This window comes from Arthrobacter sp. K410C, assembly GCF_059090105.1.
This window is the reverse complement of record NZ_JBNHFJ010000006.1, coordinates 113,883-138,988: the sequence shown is the minus strand read 5'-3', so window position 1 is coordinate 138,988 and position 25,106 is coordinate 113,883. Positions and strand designations below refer to the sequence as shown.

The following is a 25,106-nucleotide window of genomic DNA, read 5'->3' as shown; positions in this document are numbered from 1 at the left end:
CTTTGGAGCGTGATAAGCCACCGTGACCCTTGAAAACCATGCGGGACAGACCGCGGCCGGAGAACCCGGGAGGTTCTCCGGTGACTCGGAGGTCCACAGCATTACGGATGCCGCGGGAGCCCATTCCGAGGACATGCGCAGACGCATGATCCAATACGCCCTGGCCATGGGCATCCGCATGGTGTGCCTGATCCTGATCTTCGTGGTGGACGGCTGGTTCAAGATCATCATGGTTGCCGGCGCCGTGTTCCTGCCGTGGATCGCGGTGGTCATCGCGAACGGGAGCGACAAAGCCGAGGCGCACAGCGATTCGCTGCTGGACTCCGCTCCCCTGGCGGAAATAGAGAGCCCGGTGCAGCCCGCCCGCGACGACGGTCCCGGCGGCGAGGTACTGCAGGGCGAGTTGATCAACGACGACGGGACCGAACCCGGGGAGGAGCGGCAGGCATCATGAGCATCTTCGACTTTGCCGCAGGGACCGATCCTGCAGTGGCCGAAACAAGGGCAATCTGCTCCCGCAAAGCGTGCCGGTCCGGCGCCTCCTGGCAGCTCCTGTGGAACAACCCGAAGATCCATACCCCTGAGCGGCGCAAGATCTGGCTGGCCTGCGCAGAGCACCGGGACTGGCTGGAGGACTACCTGCAGACGCGCGGGCTGTGGAAGGAAACCCTCCCGCTCGACGCCGGTTCCCCGGACAGCGCCTGGGAGCAGGAAAGCTGAATGTACCGTTTCCTTTTTTCCAGCAAGTGGCTGGGCTATCTCCTGCTGGCCGCGATCTTTGCCACCGCCTGTGTCTTCCTGGGCCGCTGGCAGATGGACCGCCGGGCGGAGACGCTCGCCGAGATCGACCGCGTGGTGACCAACTACTCCGCCACCCCCATTCCCTTTGACCAGGCACGCGACCAGTTCACCCGCCTGGATCCGGCCAAGGAGTGGACCCAGGTGGAGCTGAAGGGCTCCTATGACGTGGCAGGCCAGCGCATTGTGCGGAACCGGCCGCTGAACGGGCAGCCCGGCTACGAGGTTGTGGTCCCGTTCCGGCTGGAGTCCGGCGAGACCGTCGTGGTGGACCGCGGCTGGCTCCCCATCGGCAACAAGAACCCCGGCAGCCCGGACTCGGTGCCGGCGCCGCCCGCCGGTGAGGTCACCGCCGTCGTGCGTTTGAAACATCCGGAACCTGAACTGCAGCGCGGAGCGCCGGAAGGCCAGCTGGCATCCATCGACCTGGCCGCCTATTCCAGGGAACTCGGCTACCCCCTGCTGACCGGCGCGTACGGTCAGCTCGCGTCCGAGACGCCGCCGGCGGCGGAGATGCCGGCCGCCTTCCCGAAGCCTTCCACCGAGGAGGGCACGCACCTTTCTTACTCGCTGCAGTGGTTCGCCTTCGGCATCCTGATGTTCGTGGGCTTCGGTTACGCCGCGCGGCAGCAGGCGCGCAACGCGGCCATCGACGCCGAGGATGACGCCCTGGATGACGGAACCGTCCATTCCGCCGCGTCCGCCCGCCGTCGTCCCTCCCCGCCGCGGAAGCGGAAGAAGCCGACGTCGGAGGAAGAGGAAGACGCGCTCCTGGACGCGCAGGGGTACTGACCGATGACCGAAAACGGCAGTGCCGGCCCCGTTGCCCTGGTGTGTTCAGTCCTTCCCTCGCCGTCGTGGTTGCGTCCGCGATGCGGCGTGCGTAATTTCCCGCGTGCTGCTCGTTCCTCGCTTTGACGCACGCTACAGAAATCACCCACGCCGCCTCGCTCGTGCCAAACAGCGACCTCAGTGGATGCGCGGATACAGCAGCAGCACATGCCTCCTCGTCGTCCAGTTCACCGCGACGGGATTCTCCAGGAAGCAGGCCGCTCTGAACGGCCCAGCCGACGGAAAACCGGAGAACTGTCCTGAAGGTGCAGGGCGCAACCGGTACATGCTCACTAGCGTCAGCGGCCGGGTGATTTGTGTAGCTTGCGTCAGAGGCGAGGAACGAGCCAGCAAGCGGCAAATCGTCCGGCCGGGGACGCGGACGCAACCAGCCGTCGTCGGAAGAGAACAGTCAGGCCAGCGTGATCAGGTCGAGGTAGTCCTCGTTCCACAGGTCCTCGACGCCGTCCGGCAGCAGCACCACACGCTCGGGATTGAGGGCTTCCACGGCGCCCTCGTCGTGGCTGACCAGGACGACGGCGCCAGTGTAGTTCCGCAGTGCGCCGAGGATTTCGGCGCGGCTGGCGGGGTCAAGGTTGTTGGTGGGTTCGTCGAGGAGGAGGACGTTGGCGCTGGAGGCCACGATGGTGGCCAGGGCCAGGCGCGTCTTCTCACCGCCGGAGAGCACGCCGGCGGGCTTGTCCACGTCGTCCCCGGAGAAGAGGAACGAGCCCAGGATGCCGCGCACCTCGGCGTCCTTCATGTCCGGCGCGGCTGAGCGCATGTTCTCCAGGACCGTCCGGTCGTGGTCCAGGGTTTCGTGTTCCTGGGCGTAGTAGCCCACCTTGAGGCCGTGGCCGGGAACGATGTCGCCCGTGTCCGGCTGGTCCACGCCGGCGAGCATCCGCAGCAGCGTGGTCTTGCCGGCGCCGTTGAGGCCCAGGATGACCACCTTGGAGCCGCGGTCGATGGCGAGGTCCACGTCGGTGAAGATTTCCAGCGATCCGTAGGACTTGCTGAGCCCTTCGGCCGTGAGCGGAGTCTTGCCGCACGGCGAGGGATCCGGGAAGCGGAGCGCTGCCACGCGGTCATGCTCGCGGACTGCCTCCAGGCCGCTGAGGAGCCGCTCGGCACGCTTGGCCATGTTCTGCGCGGCCACCGCCTTGGTGGCCTTGGCACGCATCTTGTTGGCCTGGTCCATCAGGACCTGGGCTTTCTTTTCGGCGTTGGCGCGTTCGCGCTTGCGGGCACGCTCGTCCGTTTCGCGCTGCTGCAGGTAGCGCTTCCAGCCCATGTTGTAGAAGTCGATCTGGGCGCGGTTGGCGTCCAGGTGGTACACCTTGTTGACCGTGGCCTCGAGCAGTTCGACGTCGTGGCTGATGACGATCAGGCCGCCCTGGTGGTTCTTGAGGAAGTCGCGGAGCCAGGAGATGGAGTCGGCATCCAAGTGGTTGGTGGGCTCGTCGAGGAGCATGGTTTCGGCGCCGGAGTAGAGGATGCGGGCCAGTTCCACGCGGCGCCGCTGCCCGCCGGAAAGGGTCTTGAGCGGCTGGTTCAGGATCCGCTCGGGCAGCGCAAGGTTGGAGGAGATGGCCGCCGCTTCGGCTTCAGCGGCGTAGCCGCCGCCGGAAAGGAACTCGGCTTCCAGACGGTCATAGCGTGCCATGGCTTTGCGCTGGACTTCAGCGTCCTCGCTCGCCATGTCGGCCTGTGCCTTTTTGAGCTTCCCGACGACGACGTCCAGGCCACGGGCGGACAGGATGCGGTCCCGCGCGAGCTGCTCCATGTCCGGGGTCCGCGGGTCCTGCGGCAGGTAGCCGATTTCACCGCTGCGGGTGACCTTGCCGGCCGCCGGCAGGCCCTCCCCCGCTAGGACGCGGGTCAGGGTTGTTTTCCCGGCGCCGTTACGGCCCACCAGGCCGATTTTGTCGCCCTTGTCGATGCGGAAGCTCACCTGGTCCATGAGGAGCCGGGCGCCGGCGCGCAGTTCGAGGTCCTGGACGGTAATCACAGCAGGTAAGGCCTTTCACAACAGGGAACGCCCCAGCCTCGGGAGGATCAGGAGGACGCGGGGCAGAATGGCCGGAGAACGGCCCGTACAAGTCTACCGCCCGGTTCAACCCGTTCGGGACCTTGCCTTGGTTGGCTGCCCTTCCGCGTTTGCCGGGCGGTTGGCTCACAGCGTTGCGGCAATGTCCTCCACTGCCTGCGTGAGTGCGGCCATCGACGCCGGGCCGCCGTGCCCCTCCTCCTCGACGATGACCAGCCGGCTTGATGCCCAGCAGCGGTGCAGCCGCCACGCGGTGACGGCGGGGCCGCTGATGTCCCGCCGGCCGTGGATCAGATGCCCGGGGATGCCGTTGAGCCGGTGCGCGCGGGCCATGATCTCCTGGCCGTCCGCCAGGAAGCCGTCATTGGCCCAGTAGTGCGTGACCAGGAGCGCGAACGTCATCCGCTCCCCCTCGTCGTCGAACCGCTGGCCTGGCAGCCAGTGGGGGTCCAGCGAAATGTGGGTCGATTCCCAGCGGTCCCAGAAGGCGGCGGCCAGCCGCGCGTCGTCGCTGTCCCGTCCCGCCAGCCGGCGGGCGTAGGCCTCGACGAGGCGTTCGCCCGGTGCCGCGTGCGCGGCCTCGGCGAAGTCCGCCCACGCTTCGGGAAAGATCCGCCCCACGTCTTCCGTGATCCAGGTGATCTCTTCCCGGCTGGTTGTCGTCACCGCCACCAGGGCGATGCCGAGGACGCGTCCGGGGTGCTCCAGCGCGTAGGCAAGGGCCAGTGTGCTGCCCCAGGATGCGCCGGTGACAATCCACCGCTCTATGCCCAGGTGCTTCCGGACCGCCTCGATGTCCTCGATCAGGGACTGGGTTGTGTTGTCGTGCAGGTGGTCGAGGTCTTCATAGGCCGCCGGAGTGCTGCGGCCGCAGCCGCGCTGGTCCAGTCCTACCGTGCGGAAGCGGCGCGGGTCGTGGCGCTTCCGGTAGCCGCCCTGGCCGAGTGAAGAACCCGGCCCGCCGTGCAGGTACAGGACAGGAATGCCGACAGGATTTCCCGTGGTTTCCCAATAGATCCGGGCGTGGGGCACGTCCACCCAGCCGCTTTCTGTCTGCATGGTTCAGTCCTGTTCCCGTCGTTCCGTCTGCCCCACACTGGGGAGATGAAGCTGTCATTTCGCCCGGCGTGGCCGTCGGGACTTCGTCCCGTCTTCGTTGCCTCGGTACTGGGCGGCGCCGTGCTGGGATCCGCAGGCGCGTGCAGTCCCTCCACCACCAGCGAGCCTCCGTGCTTCCCGCCTTCCTACTCCGTTGCTCCCGACAGTGCGAAGCCGGGAACGACCGTGACAGTCTCCGCACCCGCAGCAAAGTGTAATCCGCGCTATGGAACTGATGCCCGGATTCAGATAATCATCACCGACGCTGAAGGGGTTGAAGTCATCAATACAACAGATCCGATGACCGACGCCGGAGAGTTTTCGTATGTTTTCACGGTTCCTGCAGACATGCCTGTTGGCGAGGCCACAGTGACCGCCATGCCCTACGCGATCGACTGGTGCGATGACTCAGGCAAGAACAACAGGGCGGGCGGGGCTGCAGATCTTTTACGTGCTTCTTGCGCAACGCCTAGGGAAACTCTGACGATCACGCCCTAACTGGGCCATGTCCCGCTTGTCTCGTCTGGACTGCCTTTTATGCTACTCAAATGGGGAAAAACATAATGCGGGAAGGCCCGCTGAAGCTCAGGCCAATCTACGTTGAAATTGGAATTCGGGCCTCAATGGACCGGGTGTGGACGTTAAGCCAGGACCCGGAACTCCATCCCCGTTGGGACCTGCGTTTTTCGCGCATTGTTCCGATTGCCGGCGACGAGCAGGGGCCTGTTCGTTTTCGCTACGAGTTCAGGCTGCCGTTGCACACCATCCGCGGGACCGGGACATCTTTGGGACACCGTTATCGCAAGGATGGACAGGCAACTTCGGTGCTCAAGTTTGATACGTCGGACGCCTTGTCTCCCATCGGCGCAGGATCGGGGTACTGGCGCTACATCCCCACAGATACTGGGGTGCGGTTCATCACCGGCTACAACTACCGGCCGGGAATGGGAATGGTCGGTAGGGCCCTCGACGCCGGGCTGATCCGACCCGCTTTGGGATGGGCCACTGCCCTCAGCTTTGACCGCCTGCGGCTCTGGGCGGAGTCGGAGCTCGATCCCGGCGATGCCCGGAACCGCTGGATCATGGACGGCGCAGCGAGAGCCGGAAGTGTCTTGGGAGCCTGGATGCTGCTCCGAAAAGCCCTTCTCGCCAGGAATGCAGGCTGGGCCGTTATGGGTGCTGCAGCCCTTTTGACGCTCGCCGCTCTCCCGGCGCACCGAACAGTACCTCGAGCGCGACGTTGCCGTCGGGCGGCTCCGGATGCCCGCTCTGGACGTGCCCCATCGGCCCTGAGGGGGCTGCCGGCACCCTCGTCACAGGACATCCCCAGCGAATCAGGAATGAGGGAGGAATGGCTGTGACCTCGATTTTTCAGCTGGCACTGGGCCGGGACTTTCAGAAATTGCACCCTATGTTGCAAAAGCGCTTCGGTGTGGATGTCGACAGCGGATATGCCTGCGTAGGGCGTGGGGTTTTCTCCGAAGTCCGGCGTGGCGCATGGTGGACAATTCCCTTCCTCCGACTGGGTGCCTATCGCAACATCCTCTTTCCCGACCAAGGCCGTGACATCCCCTTCACGATCGAGAACTACCCATATATCGACGGCCTCGGCAGGCCAACGGTTACCTTCGTGAGGACCCTCGAACTGCCCCGGTCCAAGAGACGCCGCTTCGATGCCACCATGATTTACAGCCCCCAGCGTGAATCTATTGTGGATTACCTCGGAACCCACCAGCACTTGGCCACCGACCTCAACCTGGAGGTTACGGCTGACGGCTTCTTGCATCTGCAGTCCACGGCCCAGCGGTTCTACGAAGGCTTCGTGGGCTTCACCTTTCCCGCGGTCCTCACGGCACCGCAGACCTCTACGAAGGCTTCGATGATGAGCGTGGCGTTTACACCATTCAAATGCAGGTGCGGAACCCGGTAGCGGGCTTCCTCTTCGGCTACCAGGGCGAGTTCACCTGCACGTTTCCCAACCTGGCAAATGAAGAGATTCCACGGCACCTGAAGCCGCTCAGGGAAGAAAGCCGCCAATAGAGCTGGCTGACAGCCCGTCCATCAAAGCCGCGGGGCGCAAGTAAGAAGTAAAGCTGAACGGGGCATTCGCAAAAGGTTAGCTAACGTATTGCGCCGACTCCGGCGTGCAGGCGCCTTCCTCTACGTCACCTTAGGCAGGGCTGTAGCCCAGCGGCACCTACAGAGCGTAAATTCGCCGCATGGGGACACAAGAACTCTGGACAGACATCGTCAGGTGGCTCAACATCAACGCACCCGTAACTGCCAGAACCATCCGACCACCGGCACCGGAACCTCTAATTCGTCCACTTGAACCAGCCGCGCCAAACGGGTGGCCCAATGACTTGTCGATCCTGTACCGGCTCTTCGACGGCACGGAACCATCAACAGCCGGGTACATCTTCCCTCGCTACCGGCCGCTGCCCTTAGAAGAAGCCAAGAAGACCCGGCAAATGATGCTGGACATCTGGGCCCAAGTCGGCGCCCAAATGAACGAAGAATTTGAACGGCAGCAAAGCTCCCCGCTGCACCTAAACCTACGGGCGGTCAGCGAAGCCCACAGCAGGGTCCCCACGCCAGAACCCCACAAACCCTACGACCCAGCAAGTGCTGAAGCTGACCAGGCAGGTACCCGCGCCTGGATCTTTATCGCCCCATTCCTGCCCATCGCAGACAACAACGCCGGCGACTACTTGTTCGTCGATCTCAGATCAGGGAGGAAACACGGCTGCGTCAGCGAGTATTTCAAGGACGCGGCCGATTGGCGCCCGGCCATCTGGCCGTCCACTGAAATGCTGCTTCATGAGACGCTCACCAGCCTGCGCACAGGACAGGCAGTCTTTTCCTCGCGGCCCGCGGTGACAGACGGCATTCTGCATTGGGAATTGCAGTGACCGTAGCGCGCGACAGTTTCGTCCATCATTGCCCCAGCAAGAGGCAAGCGGTGTGATCCTGTGCATGATCATCAACTTTGATCTGTGTCGCTGTCGTCCTCTCCGTATCGGAACTCGTGTTGAAGGTCGTTGATCATCTTCCTGGAAAAGAACCAAGCGAGGACTGCGGCAATTCCAGCCAGGCCAGCCCACCACAGACGTTCAACGGTGGGATTCAGCAGGGCGAAGAAGATGAAGAAGACAGCAGCCCCGGTGAACCCGATAGCTTGAGCGGTCCAATAGATGGTGCCGCGTTTCACGACGGGATGAACCCAATCAGACGTCCATCCTTTGAAGCGATGGTTTATATGTCCCTCTGTTCCGGCTTGGTGCTGCCCACGGGCTCCGGTGTCCTTCGCTGGTGTCAGAACCGGTCTTCATCCTGCTTTGACGGTTCAGTTGCCCATGAAGCTGCTCGCGATGAAGCTAGCCCCGACTACTACAAACGTCAGGCCGAAGATCCGGGCGAAGACCGGTCTTGCCATGAAGGATGCGGAGTAGTCGACCCCCATGGGTTTCTCTTCCGCGACTGCTCCGGCCAGTCCTTCCGCAGAATTGTTCACGTTGATGACGAGGCACAGCCCCAGGAGCAGGCCCGCTGTACCGATTCCGCCTGACATCCATCGGGAAGCCTGGGGGATGTGCAGCAGGACCGGGATGATTCCTGCGATGAAAACGGCGATGAAGAGAATGTAGAGCGCCTTCAACGGTTGCGGCAGCCGCGAAATGAACCGGAAAATATTCATCCCTCACCCCTGATACCGAACGCGAAAGTAGTCAAGAAGGCAACGAACCAGACGCAGATCAGCACCTAGCCTGCACCAAAGACACGTGCTAGTTCCGAGGAACGTCCTCGTCTGTATTGCTATGGCCACTCTAGAAAGGCCGCGTGATGACGCGGAAGGATTTTCTCCCTCCTGGACGCTTATTGTCTAAATCTTGAGCTTCTCCACAGCGCCCAGTTGAGGGAACGGGGATGACCGGCTTTCACGCCTGTTCCCGCAACGGCAAGCGCTGGGAAGAAGACCGAGCGACCGTACGGGCACTGGCCGCCATGCTCCGCGACATCCGTTCCGAGGACACACCACCCGGCTCCGGGCCGGCCAGGTAGGGCCGGGCCCGCCTGCTCGGGCGGCCCGGCCTCCATGCCGGTCTAGGTTTCCTGGTCCTTCCGGACCTTGGAGATGGCGCGGTACGCGGTGATGGAAGCGCCGATCGCTGCCAGCGAGAGAACGAAATTCACGATCTTCAGTGGTTCCATGAGGGTTTCCTTATCGTTGAGATGAACCTAGGCTAAGAAGGAGCCCGGTGGCCGCAACGCTTGCGGTCACGACCACCGGATTTCAGTAGCTACACCTTCCTTGCTTTACGCTTACGCTTCCGAGTGCCATCTCGGGAGCGTTTGCTCGTTAAGAGCGCGTTCCGCGTGGAAAGTAGAGCGATGGCAACTGTCGCCAGGCTCACGACCGAGGTCGCGAGCTTGATCAGTTCGTCGATGCTCATGTAGCCACCTCCTTCCTGCCCCGCCGTGCGAGGCCCCCACTGTCGCAGCCGGTCGAGGGTGGGCCGTCAACCCCGAAGAGTGCACGGGCAGGGCCGCGAAATAAGGGAGCGCAGCGACCGCGTGGCCCTGCTCGGGCGCGTGGGTTGACGGGCCGGGCCCCCGGACGGCTACGATCAGTGGCCTTGTACGGAGAACACCCCGGCCACATGTAAGGCAAAAACAAGGCGTTTACAGGCCGGAGCGCAGCGCAGGACCGGTTTCTGGGTGGAGCGCAGCGGAACCCCGGGCTTGAGGGAACGGGTTATGCCCACTGGCGGGCAGGTGGAGCCCTCCGCACAGCTCAAAGCTGGGCGATTTCCAACGACCGTCGCAACAGGATGGATTTTGAAGGTAACAGACTCTGCGTTGGAGCCAGTGAGGCGGCTCAGGGTGCGTCGGCCTAGCCGAGAAGCAGCCGATGTTAACCCATGCAGTTAAGCGGGTATGAACCCGGGTTAACTTCCTGCGCGGTTAAGCTGTCCGGGCCTCAATGAGAAAGCTTGCAACCCTTCGTGCAGTTGTTGTTCCATGTCCAGCTTCACGCAGCCGCATCGCCAAGACGCCGGTGACCACGAGTAGCAGTTCCTCGGCCAGCACCTGGGCGTGGCGCCCGACAACGGGCACGGCGAATCCGGCAAGCCGGGTTTGAAATGAATTGGTGTCTGCCCGGACTGCCTCGAGGATTTCGGCAGGCATATCGGCATATTCAGCAGCAGAACCCAAAAATGCACACCAGCGCGCACCACCGGGGCTCATCATGAACTCGTCCAGTGCGTCGAAGACCGCCAGCAGCTTTCCCCGGGCTGTTGCCTGGCGCTCAACGGCCTGGTCCCATGCAGCAAGCCATGCCTTATGGCGCCTGTTCAAAGCGGCTGCGACCAGCGCTTCCTTACTTGGGTAACCACGGTAAAGCGTGGCCGCCGATACCCCGGCCCTGTCAAGGATTACGTCAACCGGCGTAGCGGCGATTCCGTGGGTGAAGAAGAGCTCCTCCGCGGCATCGAGCAGCTTTTCCTCAGTTTTTGAGCGGATTCCCATAGAAATAGCCTAGGCTATAAAAATGAAACGTGCGTTTTCGTTTGTGCTTGCCGGCGATGGCCTGTTGCTCACCGCGGGCACTAGCTTGATCGCGGCGACCTATGGTCTGATCCGAATGGCTTACGGCCTCTTTCTTCCGGACGTGCAAGCCCAACTTTCCTTCGACGCGGCCGCGGCGGGCCTGATTTCATCCGGCGCATCCCTGTCCTACTGCGTGGGTGCACTAATTGGCTTAGTGGCGGGTGCGGCCCACCCGCGCCGACTGGTCATCGCGGCGGGTCTCTGTGCCGGCATTGGATCCGCGGGCATGGCCGCAGCGATGCAGCCAGTTGTCTTTGCCGCCTTCGCAATCCTCAGTTCCACCGGCGCCGGTCTTGCATCACCTGCCCTCGTGGCCATCATCGGACGCAACGTTCGAAGAAGGGACAACGATCGCGCACAATCAATTGTGAACGCAGGCACCGGTCCCGGACTGATCATCGCCGGGGTGCTGGCGCTGGTACTTCTCCCTAACTGGCGCCTCCCCTGGTTCGTCACAGCCGGCTTCACAATCATCATTGCCGCCCTGGTTCTAAGGCTTGATAGAGCACGCAGCCACCGCTTAATTGACGACAGTAGGCTTCCGCCTAAATCGTGGTTCGGCGCACATGGCCACATCATCGCCGCTGCACTCTTGATGGGTGCCGGCTCGGCTGCCGTATGGACCTTTGGACGAGCCCATCTGGTGGAATCAGGTGCCAGTGAGCCTGTTTCGATAGGAGCGTGGATAGCCCTTGGCATCGGGGGAACAGCAGTAATCGCTACTGCACGATGGATGAGCCATTTCCGGCCACCGGCCGCGTGGGGACTCAGTGCTTCCGTTGTTGCTGGTGCTACTGTGATGCTGGGAATGGCTCCCGGCTTTACCGCCCTGGCACTACTCGCCTGTGTTGCTTTTGGGTGGGGCTATACCGCCGCCACGGGCGCGCTTATCGCCTGGACGCTGGAACGCGACTTCGATCGTGCTGCAACGGGCACATCCCTGCTTTTTGTCGCCCTGGTCTTGGGGCAGGCGCTCGGCGCCACGGCCGCAGGTGCAGTTGCCGCTGCCTGGGGGCAGGCTGCCGCTTTTGTACTGGCAGCCGTAGTATCCGTGCTGGCAGTGGCCGTCCCGTATCGGCCTCAAACCGTGAACACAACGCCCCAACCCGAACAACGAAAGAGGCCGGACTCATATCCTTCTTCAAAGGGGCTCTGACTCCTTGAGGCATCGGACTTTGAGTGACATCGCCAAGGGTGACGAACCAAAGTCAGGAATGTCGGAGGGTCCCCAGCAGTGACTCCCGACCAACTCCTCATCTGTCCACACTGGGGGCCAATTCGGTTACCCACGGCTGAATCAGGGAGCCCGTTGAGGTAGCTCCCCTGGCCGCCGGAGCGGTGGATAATCTCCGACGCAGGACTACTTTGACGGCCGGCTCGACCTTAACGCGCACCTGATCAAGGACGTCATCAGCATCTACGTGGTGCGGGTGTCCGGGGAGTCCATGGAGGGCGCCGGGATCAGCGACGGGGACGAGCTAATCGTGAACCGGGCACTGGAGCCAAATAACGGGTATGTGGTCGTCGCGGTCCTGGACGGGGAGCTGACAATCAAGCGGCTGCGCATCACCACCACGGGCGTGGTGCTGCAAGCGGAGAACCCTGCCTACCCGGACATAGAAGTGCCGGTCCTGTCCGACCTGACTATTTGGGGCGTCGCAACCCGATACCCCACCACGTTTAGGACCGGGCAATGTCTAAGCCGGCGTTGATGCGGCACATGCCGCAGATCGCGCACGTGGACGTGAACTGTTTCTACGCCTCCGCAGAGCGGGCGTTTGACCCTTCCCTGGAAGGCAAGCCGGTGATCGTGCTGTCCAACAATGACGGGTGCGCGGTCACCCGCTCCCCCGAGGCCAAGGCCCTGGGCATCGCGATGGGTGAGCCGTGGTTCAAGCTCGCCCCGCGGGCGAAGGAATGGGGCCTCGTCGCGCTTTCCAGCAACTACGAGCTGTACGGCGATATTAGCTCCCGCGTGATGGAGCTGCTGGGCCGGTACTCGGCCTGGCTGGAGGTCTACAGCATTGACGAGGCCTTCCTCGTCGTCAAAGGGTCCCCTGCTGAGCTTTTGGCGATGGGCCGGTCGATGAAAGCGGCCGTCCGGCGGAACGTCGGCGTGCCGGTCTGCGTCGGGATCGCGCCGACCAAGACGCTGGCGAAGCTGGCCAACAAGTGGGCGAAGAACAACAAGGCCTTTGCGGGGGTGTGCCACTGCGACTCCGTCCCGGCTACCGAGCGGGATGCGTTGCTGGGCCGGCTGTCCGTTGAGGAAGTTTGGGGCATCGCCAGGCGGCTGACCAGGCGGCTGAACGTGATGGGCATCTTCACCATCGCTGATCTGGTCCGGGCCGATCCGGTGGCGATTCGGGACAAATTCAATGTCGTGGTGATGCGTACCGTCCTGGAACTGCAGGGAACCCCCTGTATCCCCATGGAAGAGGAACGGATCGGGCGGGACCAGCTGATCTTCTCCCGCTCGTTCGCCAAACCCATCACCACCGCCGCTGGGATTCGGCAGGTGATGAGTGTGTATGGGCAGCAGGCCTCGGCGTGGCTGGCTAAACACGGGCTGCAGGCCAAGGTCCTGACCGCGTTCGCCGGAACCTCGCACTTCAACCCCAAAGACACCTCGTACCCGTCGGTGTGTGTGCCGTTGCCGATGCCCACCGCTGACCCGGTGATCCTGACCAAAGCCGGCCACGCGCTGCTGCCCCGGATTGTCGAAGGCGTCCGGTACGCCAGGGCGGGAATCATGGTCACCGACCTGCGCCCCAGCGGCAACCAGGCCCCCCTGTCCCTGTTCGAGAACCCTGGACGGGACGCTTGCTGACATATGCTCGGTCCATAGCGCGCCCTGGATCTGCTGCGACCCCAAGCCGGTAGTGAAAGGACTGCAATACTCTGACGATGGCCGTCTACTTTGAGTGCACAACGCGGACCGAGATGCAGCCACCCGACTACTTCGTCGATGAACAGGTCAAGGGCCCGTTTCGCCGGTTCCGGCATGTCCATGAGTTCTACGGGGACTCGGCGGGGACCACGATGGTGGATCGTATCGAGTTCGGAAGCGCCGTTCGGAGTTATAGGACGGTTCGTAGAGAAACTGGTGCTAGCCCGCTATCTCCGGAGACTGATTGAGACTCGAAACCAGCATCTGGCAGGTAACTTGGCTTTTCGATAAACCCGTCTCAAGGTCCGAACCTTTAGCGGTCATCAATTTCTACCTTCGATTCCTCACAGTGGACCTAATCTCGCCGAATGCCCGCTACGCTTTTCGAACAGCGCAGCCTCCATGTAGAGGAACGGAACGATGGGCGGAATTGAAGGTCTTATGGCGGAGTCCAACGAACGTTGGGCTAAGGCCGACAGGAGGGCCCAGGGGTTGGCGGACAACGGCCTGGGGGAAGCCGTGAAGAACTACTACATCCGCTTCGTGCCAGCCGGAGTGGTCATCCTGGCTGGAATCGGCACGGTAGGCGCGGTCTTGGCGTTCCAAGGCTCTTTTGCCGACTGGCCGTCCTACCTACTGTTTGGCGTCATGCTCGCCGGGCTGGGCCTCCTCGTCGGAGGCCTTGTCTACAACTCGAAGAAGGTAGTGCCAGCCGCCGAGTACGGAAAGGTCGACGTGACGCTTTCACTGACGGGCGAGGAACGAAAGCAAATTCGCCGCCAAATAGCGGGCAAGTCAGCAATCATTCCGGAGCAAGTTACGGTAACCCGTGGCGCCGCCGTACAAATGCGAAAGGCCATCGCGACACAATTGCTCCTAATGCCGTTCTATCCCCTGCTCTTCATCCCCCAAGCTGTCCGTCAGGTCCAGCGTGATGAACCATTCGGATGGGTCTTTGCAGCTTTCATCTGCGTCTTGATGGTGGGGATTGTGTTTCTCCTACGCGATTTCCGGCGCGCGGGTGGGTTCCTCGCACGGACAGTGGAACAATCCTTCCCGAGGACGCGATAGGGGAACCATCAGCGGGACTGTCGGCAGACGCTCGCCTAACCGACGCATCCCGACTCCGGTAGGCTGCGGCCGCCCCCGTCTACGATGAGGCGAAACCGACCCCTAGGACGACGAAAAATACTCCAGCGATCATGTGCATGAACCCCATCCCCTTAATCGTTGCCACGTCAGCGAAGGTAAAGCCCTCTGGTTGGATTCCGTGACTTTCCTTGTAGATCCTTGACCAGGTGCTTGCCGTGTCGTTGATGTCACGGAAGACGTACAGCCCGAACAGGAGCGAGAAAATCCCCGCACCACTGACTCCAATAGCCACGGCCCAGTTCATTCGTGTTGCGGCACCGATAACGAAGCCCGTAAAGAACATGGCGTAGAAGCACCAATAGAAGGTCCTTGCTGGTTGAGGCAATTCTGTCAGGAGTCTCTTGAACCCACGAATAGTCTTGATGATGCTCCTTCCTTCGGTTTACTGGCTCCAAGGACAGTTTGGTTCCCCCAATCACACTGATGCCCCAGGGTTCGAACGGTCTGCGGGACGATTGAGGTGTGACCCCTAGGTTGAAGTGATGTCCGCCGCGTCCTGCCCATGATTCGGTCTACTGAGGATCCTCCGGCCGCTGCGGTGAACGCTCGGGCGGCGTTTGTCGGGTTTCTTTTCGCTTTGAAAGCCATTCCTGACGGTACTGATCCGTCATTATTGCCTGATTTCCTCCCCATTCAGCTCCAAAGTATCCGCCGAGAATGATGCAGATCATCAGAAGAGCCGCGCCGGCAGACTGCGGGCCGAGAAGCCAGGTAGAACCGAGAGTCACCCCGGCAATGATCAGTAAAGAGACGAGTATCTTCCGAAGCACTTTCACCGACGCAGCCCTCAATTCCCTTGCGATACCGGGAGTCTACGACCGTAGGCCCGACCCGAGTAGACCCTTAAGAGGCTGCCCCATCCGCCATTCCTTTACGCTCCCGTATTGAACCCGCTACGAGACAGTCTTTGTTGGGTCGATCGACTGGCAGTCCGCAAGGCGGCTTAGGGCAGTGCTCCAACAGATGATGAGGCTGCCTGGGCCAGTTCATCGACCGGTGTTCTTTTCCTCCGCAATCTACAAAGAAGGAATCATAGGGTTTCAAAGGTGCTTTGTTATGACGCTGAAGAAAGCCTCGTAGTCAGCTCGAAGAAACTTGGGGACACGTCGTTTCGATTCAAAAAGGTCGCGCTGCCCATCTCTAAGAGCGTCCTGACGGACCTGGATCATGCCAATCAAGGCCTTGCGCTTTTCGAGGTCGTCCATGGTGACGACGTCTTTATACGCTGCCGCGAGCACATCAGCAGCATCCGGAATGAACAGATAGTCCAGTCCGGTCGGCAGAACTTGCTGACACAGATCAACGCCGAACCTGAAGTCGATGTCGCTAAAGTCCACACCGGAGAAATCATTGCCCTCAATCCTGTTGGCTCGTTCACCGTAGATGGATGCATCGGGACCAGTTCGGCCCCAGATCTGTGTTGAACCCATTCGACCGCTGAATTCACAGCCGATAAGGTCCCCGGCTGACAGCCTGAATCGGCTGCTCTGGATGCGTCGGAACGTGCAGTTAATAAACCGCGCCCTACCAACACCCGTACTGGCCGGAAATTTACTGCCATCAAAGCTGCAGTTGATGTATTCGGACAGAACCTTCCCTTCGCCGAAGCTTAGAGAGCCCAGGCGGAGCCGCTGAAAATTGCAGTTCTCAAATCTTGAGCCATGAGAGCCGAAACTCTTCAGCCCCAAAGCTGAGTAGTCGACGCCCTTGACGTACTCGTGATCGACGAACAGGTCGCCGTCGGGAGGAAGCCCGACATACCCCTTGGAACGAATGTTCACTTCGAAACGGTCCGTGCTCATCACGGAATTTTACGACACGGGCCTGCTGGGCTCCGTTAGCCGGTCCGTCTGGGAACCATCAGCGGGACTGTCGGCAGACGATCCTGTACTGCAGCAACCCGTGCGTTTCCGGGGGCATTAGCAAGGATCAAGTTCCCGTCGCTCGGTACGGACCATCGCGTAGCTAACGGTACGGAGCGTAGTGGAGGTTCTGAGTGCGCCGGGTGCGCACGCCGTCGCTATGCGGTCCGCTGACAACGTCGCCGTCAAGGGTTAGGAGTTGTGTAAAGCGACGTGTGCTGTGAACAACGCCGCCCCGAATGACTAACTGCTCTATCACTTTCCACGCTTCTACGATGCCGTCGGATATGTAATCACCCCCGAAGGTCCACCAGCCCAGGTGGGCACTGTCGATCACGACGAGGTAACCGCTGATGATGTGGACCTTGAGTGGCATTGCCCCGGAACGCCGTGGCCGCACAGTGAGGCTCCGGTCGAACTCAGGCTGATCCGTTGCCACATTCACCTCGCCATCGCTGCCCACCAGTGCTATAAGTCGGGCCGCGAAAACGTCTCCGGCACTGGGAGCCAGCAAGAACCTTTTTTGATAACTCTCAAGCACAGCAATCGCCTCATCGAGATCGGAGTCCCAGTCAAACTCCCACCGTCGAGCGTATACAAACGGATAGGAGCCAGGTGAGATTGCGACTACGAGCCATTGCTCACCGATCGCCGAGAAGTCGCCGACCCGAAAGCTGGGTAGTCGATGTGTATCCGGGGCAATCAGTTCTTCCATAACGGCATTACCGAAGAGTTGCCGTGCCCGGAGCATCAGGCGATTGAATGCTGCAAGGTGGGCATCAGGAATGGGAGGCACACGCCCATTCTTACCCACGCCCTGACTATCTACATCGGAGCGCTCGCGCCGTTCGCGCCACCATGCCCCTCGGCCGGTCCGCTTGGGAACCTTCAACGGAACACTCTCCATTGTGAGGGTGGCGTAGCTTCACCTTCTGCAGCACTCCTGTGGAGCCCAGCCGGAGTCTATATTGATGGCATGGAGTCCCACGGAGCCAAGCGGAAAAAGGGTCGTTTGAGCAAATGGGCCACCATGCCCGAGGGCTGGATGGGCGCCGAGTCTCAACAGCTTTCACCGTTGACGCTCCTGCTGGTTCTCATAGGCCCAGGCTTCCTCGCATTCGGCTTTGTTCAGACCTTTTTCGGAACCTGGGCAGGTCTCGTTGCTTTTCTAAGCTTGGAACTGGCTGTGCTTGCGATGGTCCGGCGTGATTACGCCCGAAAGAAAGCGGAAGAAGCCCCCCAGGCTGACACTCCAAGCAAGGGGCCCCGTGATCGGGAAGGTCCTCATGATTAGCGGGCAACTAGGCTTAGCACTCATGTTGATAGGCCTAGCTCTGACTTTCCCCATAACTATCTTCGAGTCGCGCTACCCGCGTCAGAAAGCGAAGTCGTGGGGTTCGCGGCGGATCGCGCTAATGACCTTGGGCTTCACAGGGGTCTTGCTGTCGTTATTTGCAAGCGCAGCAATGTTTTTGACCGCCAGATCCGGGGGATACGACCCCTGATCGATATGCCGGCCGGCTCCGAGGCCGTCCCGATGCTGGCCCTGACCTGGCGAGCCGGCATGTCGCCGCGTGGTATGAACATTTACTTGGCCGCCGCAGCCGGCCAGAAACGGGCATCATGATGATGTTAGATGCGTTGACGAAGAGTCGAACTGGCAACCCTCTGCGAAACAGTCTCAAGCCCTTACCGCCCGTGGGGTGAGGATCAAGCCATCGATGACGCACGGGCGAAATGATTTCTCGTTACCCTGGGCTGGTGGTTGGTCCAGAGTGGCGTTCCGGTGACGGCGATTAATCTCTTTCACTGTCATAGCGGCCTGAACAAGCCAACCGATCCCAACGATCACCGCTAAGACGGCCGGCCATCCTGACCAGCCGAACAAACCTATTGCGAGCCAGACAATTCCGAATACAACCCAAACGTTTTTCAGCCACTTAAGATCGGCGGTTGAGCGCTTCGGAAAGCGCATTGAAGCCTTTATCCTGGCGACCAACGTCTCCCACATAGGACTTCCTTCAGTCCATCCACCTTTACACACATTGTGTTCGTGAGCATACGGTGCCTAGAGAGCAACGGAAAGATCCACCAGATCGCAACTGACAGCACCCTTTTCCAGGATGCTGTCAGAGAACCTGGACCGGACAGATGCGCCGGCGGGGGCGGGCACCATGACGCTGATGAAATTCAGCGCATCAGGTACGTGGACCACCTAATTCTCGAACCGCCACCGCGACGCTGAAGTTTTTAGCGGTGATCCAGCGAATCGGTTTCAGTAGCAGTGTGGCCTCTTTCGGCTTGCCTAGCGGCAAGGATGCCATCTCGGGTCGCCGCCCGGATAACTCCATGGAGAACGTAAAAAAATATGGCCGCAAATACGACCGCCAGAATGATGTCCATCGTTACCCCCAATGGTTTAGCTGTCCAGAATGAACTTTGCCAGCCTACTTCAGCCGTACAGCTCGCGATCTCGTTAGCGTCGCAAGTGGAAGCTCTAGGCGTACCGACCGTGGAACCTCCAGCTTAGATTGCCGCGGTAAAGGCGATCCCCATGCCGATGAGAATCACAACTCCCCCAAAAACGGCCATACCGATACTCCAAAACCTCCGGACCACCTCAGATGTTTTGTCCGTCTTGAACCCACGAAGGCTATCCATCAGCGACATGGCGAACCAGTTGCGCCCTAGAATGATCAATCCGCCAGCGATAAGACACATGGCGGCAATCACGTAGCTCTCTAAGTGTGGGCTCATTCTCCAGGCAACCTGCCACCGGACAGCCCATAAATTAGAAGCCCAGCACCAAGAATCAAGACGACTCCCGCAAACACACGCTTATAGCGGACCTGGCCTCGCATGTACCGTCCTACGTCCTTGTCCGGGTGCTTCCGAACGTAGCCTCTAGCAAGCGAGCCTTCGATCAGGCGGCCAAGCAGCAATATTGCAACGCCTCCAATGATCAAGAAAAGTCCGAGCAGCGCTGTCTCCGACACTTGGCGCCTCCTGGGCTTGTACCAATTTACTGGTCACACATTGAACCCATATGCCTTGGGAAGTGCTCCAGACGTTGTGATAATCCCGCAAGGAAAGCGTCCCGTAAGCCGGTCCTGCCTCGGATCACTAGCGATATAAGACAGCCGCTGGACCAACGGGCAGGGCCGTGCAGACGGCTTTGGACATTCGCGCAGACGACTCCTGAAACTGACACGAGTTTTCCGCAGCGTCATGAGCAAAAGCCCTGCAAATATCCCGCCGAAAAAACTGCCCGCTGAAGGTGGCCCAAGCGCTACAGTTCGCGCCATGACAGCACTACATATCGGCTACGCCCGCGTATCAACCGCCGAACAGGAACTCACCGCGCAAATCAACGCTCTCCGCGCCCTTGGCGTCGAGGACGAGCAAATCTTCGTCGATCACGGATACACCGGCACCAACAGGGCCCGCCCCGGACTGCGGGAAGCCCTGGCGGCATGCAGGAAAGGAGACACCTTCGTCATTACCAAGTTTGACCGGCTCGCCCGCTCCCTTCCTGATGCACGCGACATCGTGGAGGAACTCACCCGGCGCCAGGTAAAGCTGAGCATTGGCGGCAGCATCCACGACCCCAATGACCCTGTTGGCCGGCTGCTCTTCAACATGCTGGCCATGGTGGCCGAATTCGAATCGGACCTGATCAGGGCCCGAATCAGGGAAGGAATGCAGATCGCCAAAGCCAAGGGGCGCCTGCGGGGCAGGAAGCGCAAGCTCTCCCCCGCCAGGAAAAGCTCCTTGTCGACACTTACCGGCGCGGCCAGCACACGACGGCTGAAATCGCGGCACTGTTCAATGTCGCCCGGTCCACCGTGTACCGCACTATCCAGCGCACGCCAGTAGAACCTGAACCGCCGGAAATCAGACGTATCAGGCGGTTCCCGGCTCCCAGCCAGGAGACGGGGGCCAAGAGAAAGGGCACGACGAAACCGTCAATGGCCTAACCCTGCGTTGGCAGCACCAGCATGTAGCCCGCCGGCAGGTCGGAACTCCAGCGCCGCGGCTCGCGGATCACGAACTGCGTGGCCAGCTGTTCGGGCGTGAGCAGGCTGTTCGGGACCGGCGAAGGACCCCACCGCTCGCTGCCGTGCGGGTACAGCGGATCGAGGACGCGGACACCGGTGACCGTGAACTCCGGGAACACTGCCGGGTCGCCCACCGCTTCAAACCCGCTCATGACCCACGCGTGCCGGCCGCTCCACATCACAAGCCCCACCGGGCGGCCGGTTTCCGCGATGGCCCGGGCAGCCGTCCGCAGCGCGTCCTGATACCCAGGCACACTCACCACTGAATACGGCCCCATGCCCACCTCGGTCAACACCTGCGCCCATCCCCGCGGGTTCGCCCCGTTGAATGAGTTGGACGACCGCGCCCGTGCCATCTCCCACAGCTCCCCCTGGTGGGCGGAAGCGCTCCAGGTGCCGCCGCCAGTGTCATCCATCAGGTTGTGCGCCATCTGGATGCTCGCCGCAACGCACCAGTCAAAGGTGTACTGCGGCACGAAGTCCCCCTCCTGGTACAGGTTGAGGACAAACGGCTGCGGCACCGGGACCGGTGCGGGAGCCTGCGTGGGCGCAGGAGCCGGGGCAGCTGGCGGCGCCGCGGCGGGTTCCGGCGTGGCCGGAGGAGCAGAGGAAGCCGGTGCCGTTTGCGGCGCGGAATTTTCGTTAAGGCCGACGGCGGGCGCACAGCCAGCGAGGACGGTCACCAGGGCAACCAGCCAGGCAATCAGACGGTATCGGGCACCAGTCATGGTCGAACCAGTCTAGCGCGGCAGGGCCCCTCCAGACCTCAGAACGCGTAGCGGATCCGGCAGTACGGCGCGATCCTCTCAATCAGCGCCGTCAGCTGCCGGACGTACCCGGCCTTGGCTCCGGAACGGTACCGCACGTTGCTGAAGCCGTTGGAGGAGACCTTGGACTCCTGCAGGTCCGGACGCCACAGCACCTTCTCGGCCTGCGGATGCCACCCCAGGTTGACCTCATGGAGCCCCTCGTTGTGCGTCAGGAAAATGACTTCCGCCGCAAGCTGCGCCTTCGCGGCATCCGTCAGTGTGGCGTCGAGTTGGCGCAGCAGCTCCTCCCAGTCGCTGAGCCAGGTGTCTGTGACGATAACGGGAGAGAAATTCACGTGCACCTCGTAGCCGGCGTCCACAAAGTCGTTGATCGCGGCCATGCGTTCGGCCACCGGCGAGGTCCGGACGTCCACCGACTTGGCCAGATCCGCCGGCATCAGGGAAAAGCGGACCCGCGTGTGTCCGCCGTGGTCCCAGCCAAGCATCGCCGGGTTCACGTACTTGGTGGCAAAGGACAGTTTGGCGGTGGGCAGGTCCCGGAACAGCGAGACGAGGTCCTCCACGTTGTCGCTGATCAGCGCGTCCACGGAACAGTCGCTGTTCTCCCCGATGTCGTACACCCAGAGCTCGGGATCGCACTGATTTGGCTCCAGTTTGATGCCCTGACGGAGGACATGCCGCTCAAGCGCGCCCGCGATCTGGTCGATGTTGGCGAACACGGTGACGGGGTTGCTGTACCCCTTGTGCCGGGGCACGTAGCAGTAGGCGCAGGCCATGGCGCAGCCGTTCGCGGTGGAGGGTGCGATGAAATCGGCGGACCGGCCGTTCGGCTTCACGGTCAGCGCCTTCTTGACGCCCAGCACCAGCGCCTCGGTTTTGATCCGGGACCAGCGCGGGACGTTTGTTTCATCGCCGTGAAGTTCCGGAATGTTCCAGTGGTTTTCCACCGGCACGACGTCGGCTTCCGGCCAGCGCGCGACGATCTCCTTGCCGCGGGGCAGCTCCAGCGCCGCGGGCTGGGCAAAGATGCGCCGGATCTGCAGCAGCCGGTTGAAGTCCATGACTCCATTGTCCCAAGGCGTCTCGTGCCACCCGGGCCGTTAAGCCCAGGGCATCACGTCTCACGGGACGAGCCGGACGTCCTCCCCGCGGAAGCCAACGCGGAAGCCATGGTCACGCACCGCCACGTCCCGGAGTACGAGTCCCTGCGGCAGCCCTTCTACCTCATGCTCGATGGTCACGAGCCTGCGAACGACGGCGGCAGTGGCGTCCGAGAGAAAGCCAGGCCCGCCGAAGTCGATCGAACGCGGCTCGACAACAAGCTTCCCAGCCTCCACTTCAACAGTGCCGGTGGCTGTGACGCGCAGTTCCCGGCCGAACGCCTCAACGGTGCGGACCACCCTGGCCTCGCCGCCACCGGCTGCCCCGACCACTGCCCGGTTTCCGAGTTCGCCGGCGACGACGTCGAACGGCACGGTGGCCTCAACGGCAAGGCGTGCAGCAGTCAGCCCGTCCGGGCCCGAGACAACGTCCTGTCCGGTGGCCCGGACGTCGCGGAGCAGTGAGCCTCCCGCAGCAACCGACCCCGCATCAAGCACCACGTCGGAAAGCCACACCTCACCGTCAGGCAGCTCTTCGGGAGGGGCCGTGCCTGCCGGGCTTTCAGTGCCAGGGACCGGTGACGGCCCCTGCCCAGGCCTTCCGGCCGGGTCACTGACAGCCCACCAGAAAACCGCGGCTGCGATACCCAGGACAACCAGCATCCCGGCCGCACCGATCAGCCACTCCCTTATCCGCGTCCACCCCATGAAGCCATTGTGGCAGTTGGACAAGTCCCTCAGCCTCCGCTCCCCCGTTTAGTAGGGCACCTACAAAATGGCCCCGGTTCCGTCCCGGTAGCGTCGGCAGTACATTAGATTCCGCTTGTACAACCCCGACAGGACCCCCAATGAGCAACACCAAAACCACCGCCACAAACACCCAACAGGCAGGCCGCCGCCGCTGGAACGCCACGGACCTCGGCCTGATCGCCGTCTTCGCCGCCCTGGTGGCTGCCTCGGCGCTGGTCCCCGGCCTTGCCGTCAACGGCTTCGGCGTCCCCATCACCTTCCAGACGCTCGCCGTCATGCTGACTGGCCTGGTGCTCGGCCCCGGACGGGGCTTCGCCGCCGTCGGGCTCTATGTCTTCCTGGGCCTCGCGGGCCTGCCCATCTTCAGCCAGGGACGCAGCGGCCTGGGCATCCTCGCCGGCCCGTCCGCCGGTTACATCATTGCCTTCCCCATCGCCGCAGGACTTGTGGGATGGCTGGCCACGGTGGTCATCCGCCGGACCATCAAGGCCCGTGCCCTGTGGCTGTTCCTCTCCGCAACGGTCACCAGCGTGGTGGTAGTGCACTCGCTGGGCATCGCCGGCATCGTGCTGAACACCAAGGCAACCTGGGGCCAGGCCTTCCTGGGCGACGTTGTGTTCTACCCAGGCGACATCATCAAGAACGTCCTGGCTGCGCTCATCGCCGTCGCCCTGCACCGTGCCTTCCCGGACATCCTGGTCCGCCGGGTCAAGCGGACCGTCCCGCAGCCCGCACAAGCCTAGGACCCTGCCCATGCCCAACGTGACCTTTGACCAGGCAGCCGTAACCGTTCCGGTGGACCACCTCCCGGAACCCAAGGTCCTCCTGGACGGCGTGAACCTGCAACTGACGGAGCAACGGGTGGGCGTCATCGGTGCCAACGGTTCCGGAAAGTCCACCCTCCTGCGCCTGGTCAACGGGCTCGTCCAGCCCAGTTCCGGCCACGTGCTGGTGGACGGAGCGGACACGGTCCGCTCCGTCCGGGCCGTGCGCCGCACCGTCGGGTTCGTCTTCACCGATCCGCTCTCCCAGCTGGTCATGCCCACCGGCCGGGAGGACGTGGAGCTGTCCCTGCGCCGGTCCGTGAAGAACGGCGCTGAACGGCGCAGGCTGGCGGAAAACGCCCTGAACCGGCTGGGCCTGCTGCACCTGGCGGACCAAAGCATCTACGAACTGTCCGGCGGCGAGCGGCAGCTGATGGCCCTCGCCGCCGTCCTCGCCGTCGAGCCCGCCGTGCTGGTCCTGGACGAACCGTCCACCCTGCTGGACCTGCGCAACCGGGAACTGCTGCGCCGGACCCTGGCCGGCCTGGACCAGCAGGTCATCATGTCCACCCATGACCTGGACATGGCCCTGGACATGGACCGCGTCCTGGTCATCGACCAGGGCAAGGTAGTGTTCGACGGCGCCGCCGCCCCCGCCGTGGCCGCCTACCGGGCGCTCTGCCTGGCAAGCCTGGACACGCAGGAAGCGCAGCCGTGAGGGGACACGGCTTCCTGCTCGCCAATTACGTCCCGGGGCACTCCCTGGTTCACCGGGCGCCGCTGGTCTTGAAGTTCCTCCTGGTGTTCGCCTGCGGCCTGGCATCGTTCGTGACAGTGGACTGGCGGATGTCGCTGGCGATGCTCGGCGCACTCTGCGGCCTCTTCCTGCTGACCGGTGCGGGCCTGAAGCGGCTGTGGGCTGCCGTCCGCCCGCTCGTTGCAGTACTGCTGGTCATCGGCCTGTTCCAGTGGTGGCAGCTGGGCGCCCCGACGGCGGGCAGGATCGTCCTGAACATCCTTGTCTGCGTGGTGGCCGCATCCTTGCTGACCGCCACCACCCCCGTCCACAAACTCCTGGACGGCGTGGTCAAGGCGGCAGGCCCCTTCAAAAGGTTCGGGGCCGATCCGGAACGCTTCGCCCTGACCATCGGGATCATGCTGCGGAGCATCCCCTACATTGCCGGGACCTTCGCCGACGTCCAGGATTCCGCCCGGGCCCGGGGCTTGGAACGGAATCCGCGCGCCCTGGTCCTGCCGGTGTTCATCACCTCGGTGGCGTTCGCGCGCCAGACGGGTGAGGCCCTCGCCGCCCGCGGACTGGGCGAAGCCGACGACGAGACCGACGACTGAGGCGTCCGCGCAGGTATCCG

General features: G+C 62.4%; 28 protein-coding genes and 3 pseudogenes. 17 read left to right on the top strand and 14 right to left on the bottom strand.

What is annotated here, in order from left to right; genetic code table 11:
• Window positions 1–22 precede the first annotated feature (22 nt).
• The 3 genes from AC5RU7_RS11390 to AC5RU7_RS11380 are packed head-to-tail and all read left to right on the top strand — an operon-like array spanning window position 23 to window position 1,590.
• Complete coding sequence (locus AC5RU7_RS11390; protein WP_494052310.1) at window positions 23–454, top strand: DUF3099 domain-containing protein; 432 nt, start codon at window positions 23–25, stop codon at window positions 452–454.
• On the top strand, window positions 451–720 hold the full coding sequence (locus AC5RU7_RS11385; RefSeq protein ID WP_494009119.1) for a hypothetical protein: 270 nt from the start codon (window positions 451–453) through the stop codon (window positions 718–720). The genes AC5RU7_RS11390 and AC5RU7_RS11385 overlap by 4 nt, the downstream gene beginning before the upstream one ends.
• The gene (locus tag AC5RU7_RS11380) at window positions 721–1,590 is read left to right on the top strand and encodes an SURF1 family cytochrome oxidase biogenesis protein (protein WP_494052309.1); all 870 of its coding nucleotides are present in this window, start codon (window positions 721–723) and stop codon (window positions 1,588–1,590) included.
• A gap of 451 nt (window positions 1,591–2,041) precedes the next feature.
• On the opposite strand, the gene AC5RU7_RS11375 is transcribed toward AC5RU7_RS11380, so the two are convergent.
• Window positions 2,042–3,640, bottom strand: a complete 1,599-nt coding sequence (locus tag AC5RU7_RS11375) for an ABC-F family ATP-binding cassette domain-containing protein (protein ID WP_009358272.1) — start codon at window positions 3,638–3,640, stop codon at window positions 2,042–2,044.
• 165 nt (window positions 3,641–3,805) lie between these two features.
• Window positions 3,806–4,738, bottom strand: a complete 933-nt coding sequence (locus AC5RU7_RS11370) for an alpha/beta fold hydrolase (protein ID WP_494052308.1) — start codon at window positions 4,736–4,738, stop codon at window positions 3,806–3,808.
• Window positions 4,739–4,963: 225 nt separating this feature from the next.
• Here AC5RU7_RS11370 and AC5RU7_RS11365 point away from each other — a divergent pair, with 225 nt between their 5' ends.
• The 4 genes and pseudogenes from AC5RU7_RS11365 (at window position 4,964) to AC5RU7_RS11350 (ending at window position 7,689) form a co-directional block, all read left to right on the top strand.
• Window positions 4,964–5,275, top strand: a complete 312-nt coding sequence (locus AC5RU7_RS11365) for a hypothetical protein (RefSeq protein ID WP_494052307.1) — start codon at window positions 4,964–4,966, stop codon at window positions 5,273–5,275.
• A gap of 50 nt (window positions 5,276–5,325) precedes the next feature.
• On the top strand, window positions 5,326–6,138 hold the full coding sequence (locus tag AC5RU7_RS11360) for an SRPBCC family protein (protein ID WP_494052306.1): 813 nt from the start codon (window positions 5,326–5,328) through the stop codon (window positions 6,136–6,138).
• A pseudogene (locus tag AC5RU7_RS11355) lies at window positions 6,129–6,817 on the top strand (DUF4166 domain-containing protein). Before AC5RU7_RS11360 ends, AC5RU7_RS11355 begins: the two are co-directional and overlap by 10 nt.
• Before the next feature lie 179 nt (window positions 6,818–6,996).
• Window positions 6,997–7,689, top strand: coding sequence for an SMI1/KNR4 family protein (locus AC5RU7_RS11350; RefSeq protein WP_494052305.1), 693 nt, complete (start codon window positions 6,997–6,999; stop codon window positions 7,687–7,689).
• Between the two features lie 71 nt (window positions 7,690–7,760).
• Here the strand turns inward: AC5RU7_RS11350 and AC5RU7_RS11345 are convergent, their stop codons facing one another.
• Window positions 7,761–7,988 carry a hypothetical protein gene (locus AC5RU7_RS11345; protein ID WP_494052304.1) on the bottom strand — a complete coding sequence of 76 codons (228 nt, stop codon included), beginning with the start codon at window positions 7,986–7,988 and terminating at the stop codon, window positions 7,761–7,763.
• Window positions 7,989–8,123: 135 nt separating this feature from the next.
• Window positions 8,124–8,474, bottom strand: coding sequence for a hypothetical protein (locus tag AC5RU7_RS11340; protein WP_494052303.1), 351 nt, complete (start codon window positions 8,472–8,474; stop codon window positions 8,124–8,126).
• A gap of 230 nt (window positions 8,475–8,704) precedes the next feature.
• Between AC5RU7_RS11340 and AC5RU7_RS11335 the strand changes: the two genes are divergently transcribed.
• A complete protein-coding gene (locus AC5RU7_RS11335; RefSeq protein ID WP_494052302.1) occupies window positions 8,705–8,839 on the top strand; it encodes a hypothetical protein in 135 nt (44 codons plus the stop codon).
• Window positions 8,840–9,078: 239 nt separating this feature from the next.
• On the opposite strand, the gene AC5RU7_RS11330 is transcribed toward AC5RU7_RS11335, so the two are convergent.
• Together AC5RU7_RS11330 and AC5RU7_RS11325 are read right to left on the bottom strand one after the other, a co-directional pair.
• A complete protein-coding gene (locus AC5RU7_RS11330; protein WP_494052301.1) occupies window positions 9,079–9,231 on the bottom strand; it encodes a hypothetical protein in 153 nt (50 codons plus the stop codon).
• A gap of 511 nt (window positions 9,232–9,742) precedes the next feature.
• A complete protein-coding gene (locus AC5RU7_RS11325; protein ID WP_494052300.1) occupies window positions 9,743–10,309 on the bottom strand; it encodes a TetR/AcrR family transcriptional regulator in 567 nt (188 codons plus the stop codon).
• A gap of 22 nt (window positions 10,310–10,331) precedes the next feature.
• On the opposite strand from AC5RU7_RS11325, the gene AC5RU7_RS11320 reads away from it, so the two are divergent.
• The 4 genes and pseudogenes from AC5RU7_RS11320 (at window position 10,332) to AC5RU7_RS11305 (ending at window position 14,351) form a co-directional block, all read left to right on the top strand.
• Entirely contained in the window at window positions 10,332–11,546 is a 1,215-nt protein-coding gene (locus AC5RU7_RS11320; protein ID WP_494052299.1) for an MFS transporter, read from the top strand.
• A gap of 190 nt (window positions 11,547–11,736) precedes the next feature.
• Window positions 11,737–12,102: pseudogene (locus tag AC5RU7_RS11315) on the top strand (LexA family protein); the annotation flags it as partial.
• Window positions 12,084–13,220 carry a Y-family DNA polymerase gene (locus tag AC5RU7_RS11310; protein WP_494052298.1) on the top strand — a complete coding sequence of 379 codons (1,137 nt, stop codon included), beginning with the start codon at window positions 12,084–12,086 and terminating at the stop codon, window positions 13,218–13,220. The pseudogene AC5RU7_RS11315 and the gene AC5RU7_RS11310, both read left to right, overlap by 19 nt.
• A 480-nt stretch (window positions 13,221–13,700) precedes the next feature.
• Window positions 13,701–14,351: a hypothetical protein gene (locus AC5RU7_RS11305; RefSeq protein ID WP_494052297.1), complete on the top strand. Its 651-nt coding sequence runs from the start codon at window positions 13,701–13,703 to the stop codon at window positions 14,349–14,351.
• A 79-nt stretch (window positions 14,352–14,430) separates the two neighbouring features.
• Here AC5RU7_RS11305 and AC5RU7_RS11300 read toward each other — a convergent pair whose 3' ends face one another.
• From AC5RU7_RS11300 to AC5RU7_RS11290, 3 genes are all read right to left on the bottom strand, one after another.
• On the bottom strand, window positions 14,431–14,664 hold the full coding sequence (locus AC5RU7_RS11300) for a hypothetical protein (RefSeq protein WP_494052296.1): 234 nt from the start codon (window positions 14,662–14,664) through the stop codon (window positions 14,431–14,433).
• An 808-nt stretch (window positions 14,665–15,472) separates the two neighbouring features.
• The gene (locus AC5RU7_RS11295; RefSeq protein WP_494052295.1) at window positions 15,473–16,234 is read right to left on the bottom strand and encodes a hypothetical protein; all 762 of its coding nucleotides are present in this window, start codon (window positions 16,232–16,234) and stop codon (window positions 15,473–15,475) included.
• A gap of 163 nt (window positions 16,235–16,397) precedes the next feature.
• Window positions 16,398–17,090 (bottom strand): hypothetical protein, encoded by a 693-nt coding sequence (locus AC5RU7_RS11290; RefSeq protein ID WP_494052294.1) that lies wholly within the window; start codon window positions 17,088–17,090, stop codon window positions 16,398–16,400.
• A gap of 180 nt (window positions 17,091–17,270) precedes the next feature.
• On the opposite strand from AC5RU7_RS11290, the gene AC5RU7_RS11285 reads away from it, so the two are divergent.
• Window positions 17,271–17,588 carry a hypothetical protein gene (locus AC5RU7_RS11285; protein WP_494052293.1) on the top strand — a complete coding sequence of 106 codons (318 nt, stop codon included), beginning with the start codon at window positions 17,271–17,273 and terminating at the stop codon, window positions 17,586–17,588.
• A 387-nt stretch (window positions 17,589–17,975) separates the two neighbouring features.
• Here the strand turns inward: AC5RU7_RS11285 and AC5RU7_RS11280 are convergent, their stop codons facing one another.
• The gene (locus AC5RU7_RS11280) at window positions 17,976–18,305 is read right to left on the bottom strand and encodes a hypothetical protein (RefSeq protein WP_494052292.1); all 330 of its coding nucleotides are present in this window, start codon (window positions 18,303–18,305) and stop codon (window positions 17,976–17,978) included.
• A gap of 515 nt (window positions 18,306–18,820) precedes the next feature.
• Window positions 18,821–19,051 (bottom strand): hypothetical protein, encoded by a 231-nt coding sequence (locus AC5RU7_RS11275; RefSeq protein WP_494052291.1) that lies wholly within the window; start codon window positions 19,049–19,051, stop codon window positions 18,821–18,823.
• Window positions 19,052–19,597: 546 nt separating this feature from the next.
• Between AC5RU7_RS11275 and AC5RU7_RS11270 the strand changes: the two are divergent.
• Window positions 19,598–20,163: pseudogene (locus AC5RU7_RS11270) on the top strand (recombinase family protein); the annotation flags it as partial.
• Between the two features lie 104 nt (window positions 20,164–20,267).
• Here the strand turns inward: AC5RU7_RS11270 and AC5RU7_RS11265 are convergent.
• The 3 genes from AC5RU7_RS11265 to AC5RU7_RS11255 are packed head-to-tail and all read right to left on the bottom strand — an operon-like array spanning window position 20,268 to window position 22,930.
• Window positions 20,268–21,080 (bottom strand): hypothetical protein, encoded by an 813-nt coding sequence (locus AC5RU7_RS11265; protein ID WP_494052290.1) that lies wholly within the window; start codon window positions 21,078–21,080, stop codon window positions 20,268–20,270.
• A 38-nt stretch (window positions 21,081–21,118) separates the two neighbouring features.
• Complete coding sequence (locus AC5RU7_RS11260; RefSeq protein WP_494052289.1) at window positions 21,119–22,183, bottom strand: spore photoproduct lyase family protein; 1,065 nt, start codon at window positions 22,181–22,183, stop codon at window positions 21,119–21,121.
• A gap of 60 nt (window positions 22,184–22,243) precedes the next feature.
• Window positions 22,244–22,930: an LmeA family phospholipid-binding protein gene (locus AC5RU7_RS11255; RefSeq protein ID WP_494052288.1), complete on the bottom strand. Its 687-nt coding sequence runs from the start codon at window positions 22,928–22,930 to the stop codon at window positions 22,244–22,246.
• Window positions 22,931–23,070: 140 nt separating this feature from the next.
• On the opposite strand from AC5RU7_RS11255, the gene AC5RU7_RS11250 reads away from it, so the two are divergent.
• From AC5RU7_RS11250 to AC5RU7_RS11240, 3 genes are read left to right on the top strand one after another with little or no spacing between them, the layout of a single operon-like run.
• A complete protein-coding gene (locus AC5RU7_RS11250) occupies window positions 23,071–23,715 on the top strand; it encodes a biotin transporter BioY (protein ID WP_494052287.1) in 645 nt (214 codons plus the stop codon).
• A gap of 10 nt (window positions 23,716–23,725) precedes the next feature.
• A complete protein-coding gene (locus AC5RU7_RS11245; protein WP_494052286.1) occupies window positions 23,726–24,454 on the top strand; it encodes an energy-coupling factor ABC transporter ATP-binding protein in 729 nt (242 codons plus the stop codon).
• Window positions 24,451–25,086, top strand: coding sequence for an energy-coupling factor transporter transmembrane component T family protein (locus AC5RU7_RS11240; protein WP_494052285.1), 636 nt, complete (start codon window positions 24,451–24,453; stop codon window positions 25,084–25,086). Before AC5RU7_RS11245 ends, AC5RU7_RS11240 begins: the two co-directional genes overlap by 4 nt.
• The last annotated feature ends 20 nt before the right edge of the window (window positions 25,087–25,106 follow it).

Bases quoted from the DNA above. Each gene is read 5' to 3' on its own strand.
- AC5RU7_RS11260 (WP_494052289.1), bottom strand. From the start codon at position 22,183: ATGGACTTCAACCGGCTGCTGCAGATCCGGCGCATCTTTGCCCAGCCC.
- AC5RU7_RS11380 (WP_494052309.1), top strand. From the start codon at position 721: ATGTACCGTTTCCTTTTTTCCAGCAAGTGGCTGGGCTATCTCCTGCTG.
- AC5RU7_RS11325 (WP_494052300.1), bottom strand. From the start codon at position 10,309: ATGGGAATCCGCTCAAAAACTGAGGAAAAGCTGCTCGATGCCGCGGAG.
- AC5RU7_RS11265 (WP_494052290.1), bottom strand. From the start codon at position 21,080: ATGACTGGTGCCCGATACCGTCTGATTGCCTGGCTGGTTGCCCTGGTG.
- AC5RU7_RS11340 (WP_494052303.1), bottom strand. From the start codon at position 8,474: ATGAATATTTTCCGGTTCATTTCGCGGCTGCCGCAACCGTTGAAGGCG.
- AC5RU7_RS11320 (WP_494052299.1), top strand. From the start codon at position 10,332: ATGAAACGTGCGTTTTCGTTTGTGCTTGCCGGCGATGGCCTGTTGCTC.
- AC5RU7_RS11310 (WP_494052298.1), top strand. From the start codon at position 12,084: ATGTCTAAGCCGGCGTTGATGCGGCACATGCCGCAGATCGCGCACGTG.
- AC5RU7_RS11255 (WP_494052288.1), bottom strand. From the start codon at position 22,930: ATGGGGTGGACGCGGATAAGGGAGTGGCTGATCGGTGCGGCCGGGATG.
- AC5RU7_RS11295 (WP_494052295.1), bottom strand. From the start codon at position 16,234: ATGAGCACGGACCGTTTCGAAGTGAACATTCGTTCCAAGGGGTATGTC.
- AC5RU7_RS11250 (WP_494052287.1), top strand. From the start codon at position 23,071: ATGAGCAACACCAAAACCACCGCCACAAACACCCAACAGGCAGGCCGC.
- AC5RU7_RS11285 (WP_494052293.1), top strand. From the start codon at position 17,271: ATGGAGTCCCACGGAGCCAAGCGGAAAAAGGGTCGTTTGAGCAAATGG.
- AC5RU7_RS11275 (WP_494052291.1), bottom strand. From the start codon at position 19,051: ATGAGCCCACACTTAGAGAGCTACGTGATTGCCGCCATGTGTCTTATC.
- AC5RU7_RS11335 (WP_494052302.1), top strand. From the start codon at position 8,705: ATGACCGGCTTTCACGCCTGTTCCCGCAACGGCAAGCGCTGGGAAGAA.
- AC5RU7_RS11280 (WP_494052292.1), bottom strand. From the start codon at position 18,305: ATGTGGGAGACGTTGGTCGCCAGGATAAAGGCTTCAATGCGCTTTCCG.
- AC5RU7_RS11360 (WP_494052306.1), top strand. From the start codon at position 5,326: ATGGGGAAAAACATAATGCGGGAAGGCCCGCTGAAGCTCAGGCCAATC.
- AC5RU7_RS11305 (WP_494052297.1), top strand. From the start codon at position 13,701: ATGGGCGGAATTGAAGGTCTTATGGCGGAGTCCAACGAACGTTGGGCT.
- AC5RU7_RS11245 (WP_494052286.1), top strand. From the start codon at position 23,726: ATGCCCAACGTGACCTTTGACCAGGCAGCCGTAACCGTTCCGGTGGAC.
- AC5RU7_RS11370 (WP_494052308.1), bottom strand. From the start codon at position 4,738: ATGCAGACAGAAAGCGGCTGGGTGGACGTGCCCCACGCCCGGATCTAT.
- AC5RU7_RS11330 (WP_494052301.1), bottom strand. From the start codon at position 9,231: ATGAGCATCGACGAACTGATCAAGCTCGCGACCTCGGTCGTGAGCCTG.
- AC5RU7_RS11385 (WP_494009119.1), top strand. From the start codon at position 451: ATGAGCATCTTCGACTTTGCCGCAGGGACCGATCCTGCAGTGGCCGAA.
- AC5RU7_RS11350 (WP_494052305.1), top strand. From the start codon at position 6,997: ATGGGGACACAAGAACTCTGGACAGACATCGTCAGGTGGCTCAACATC.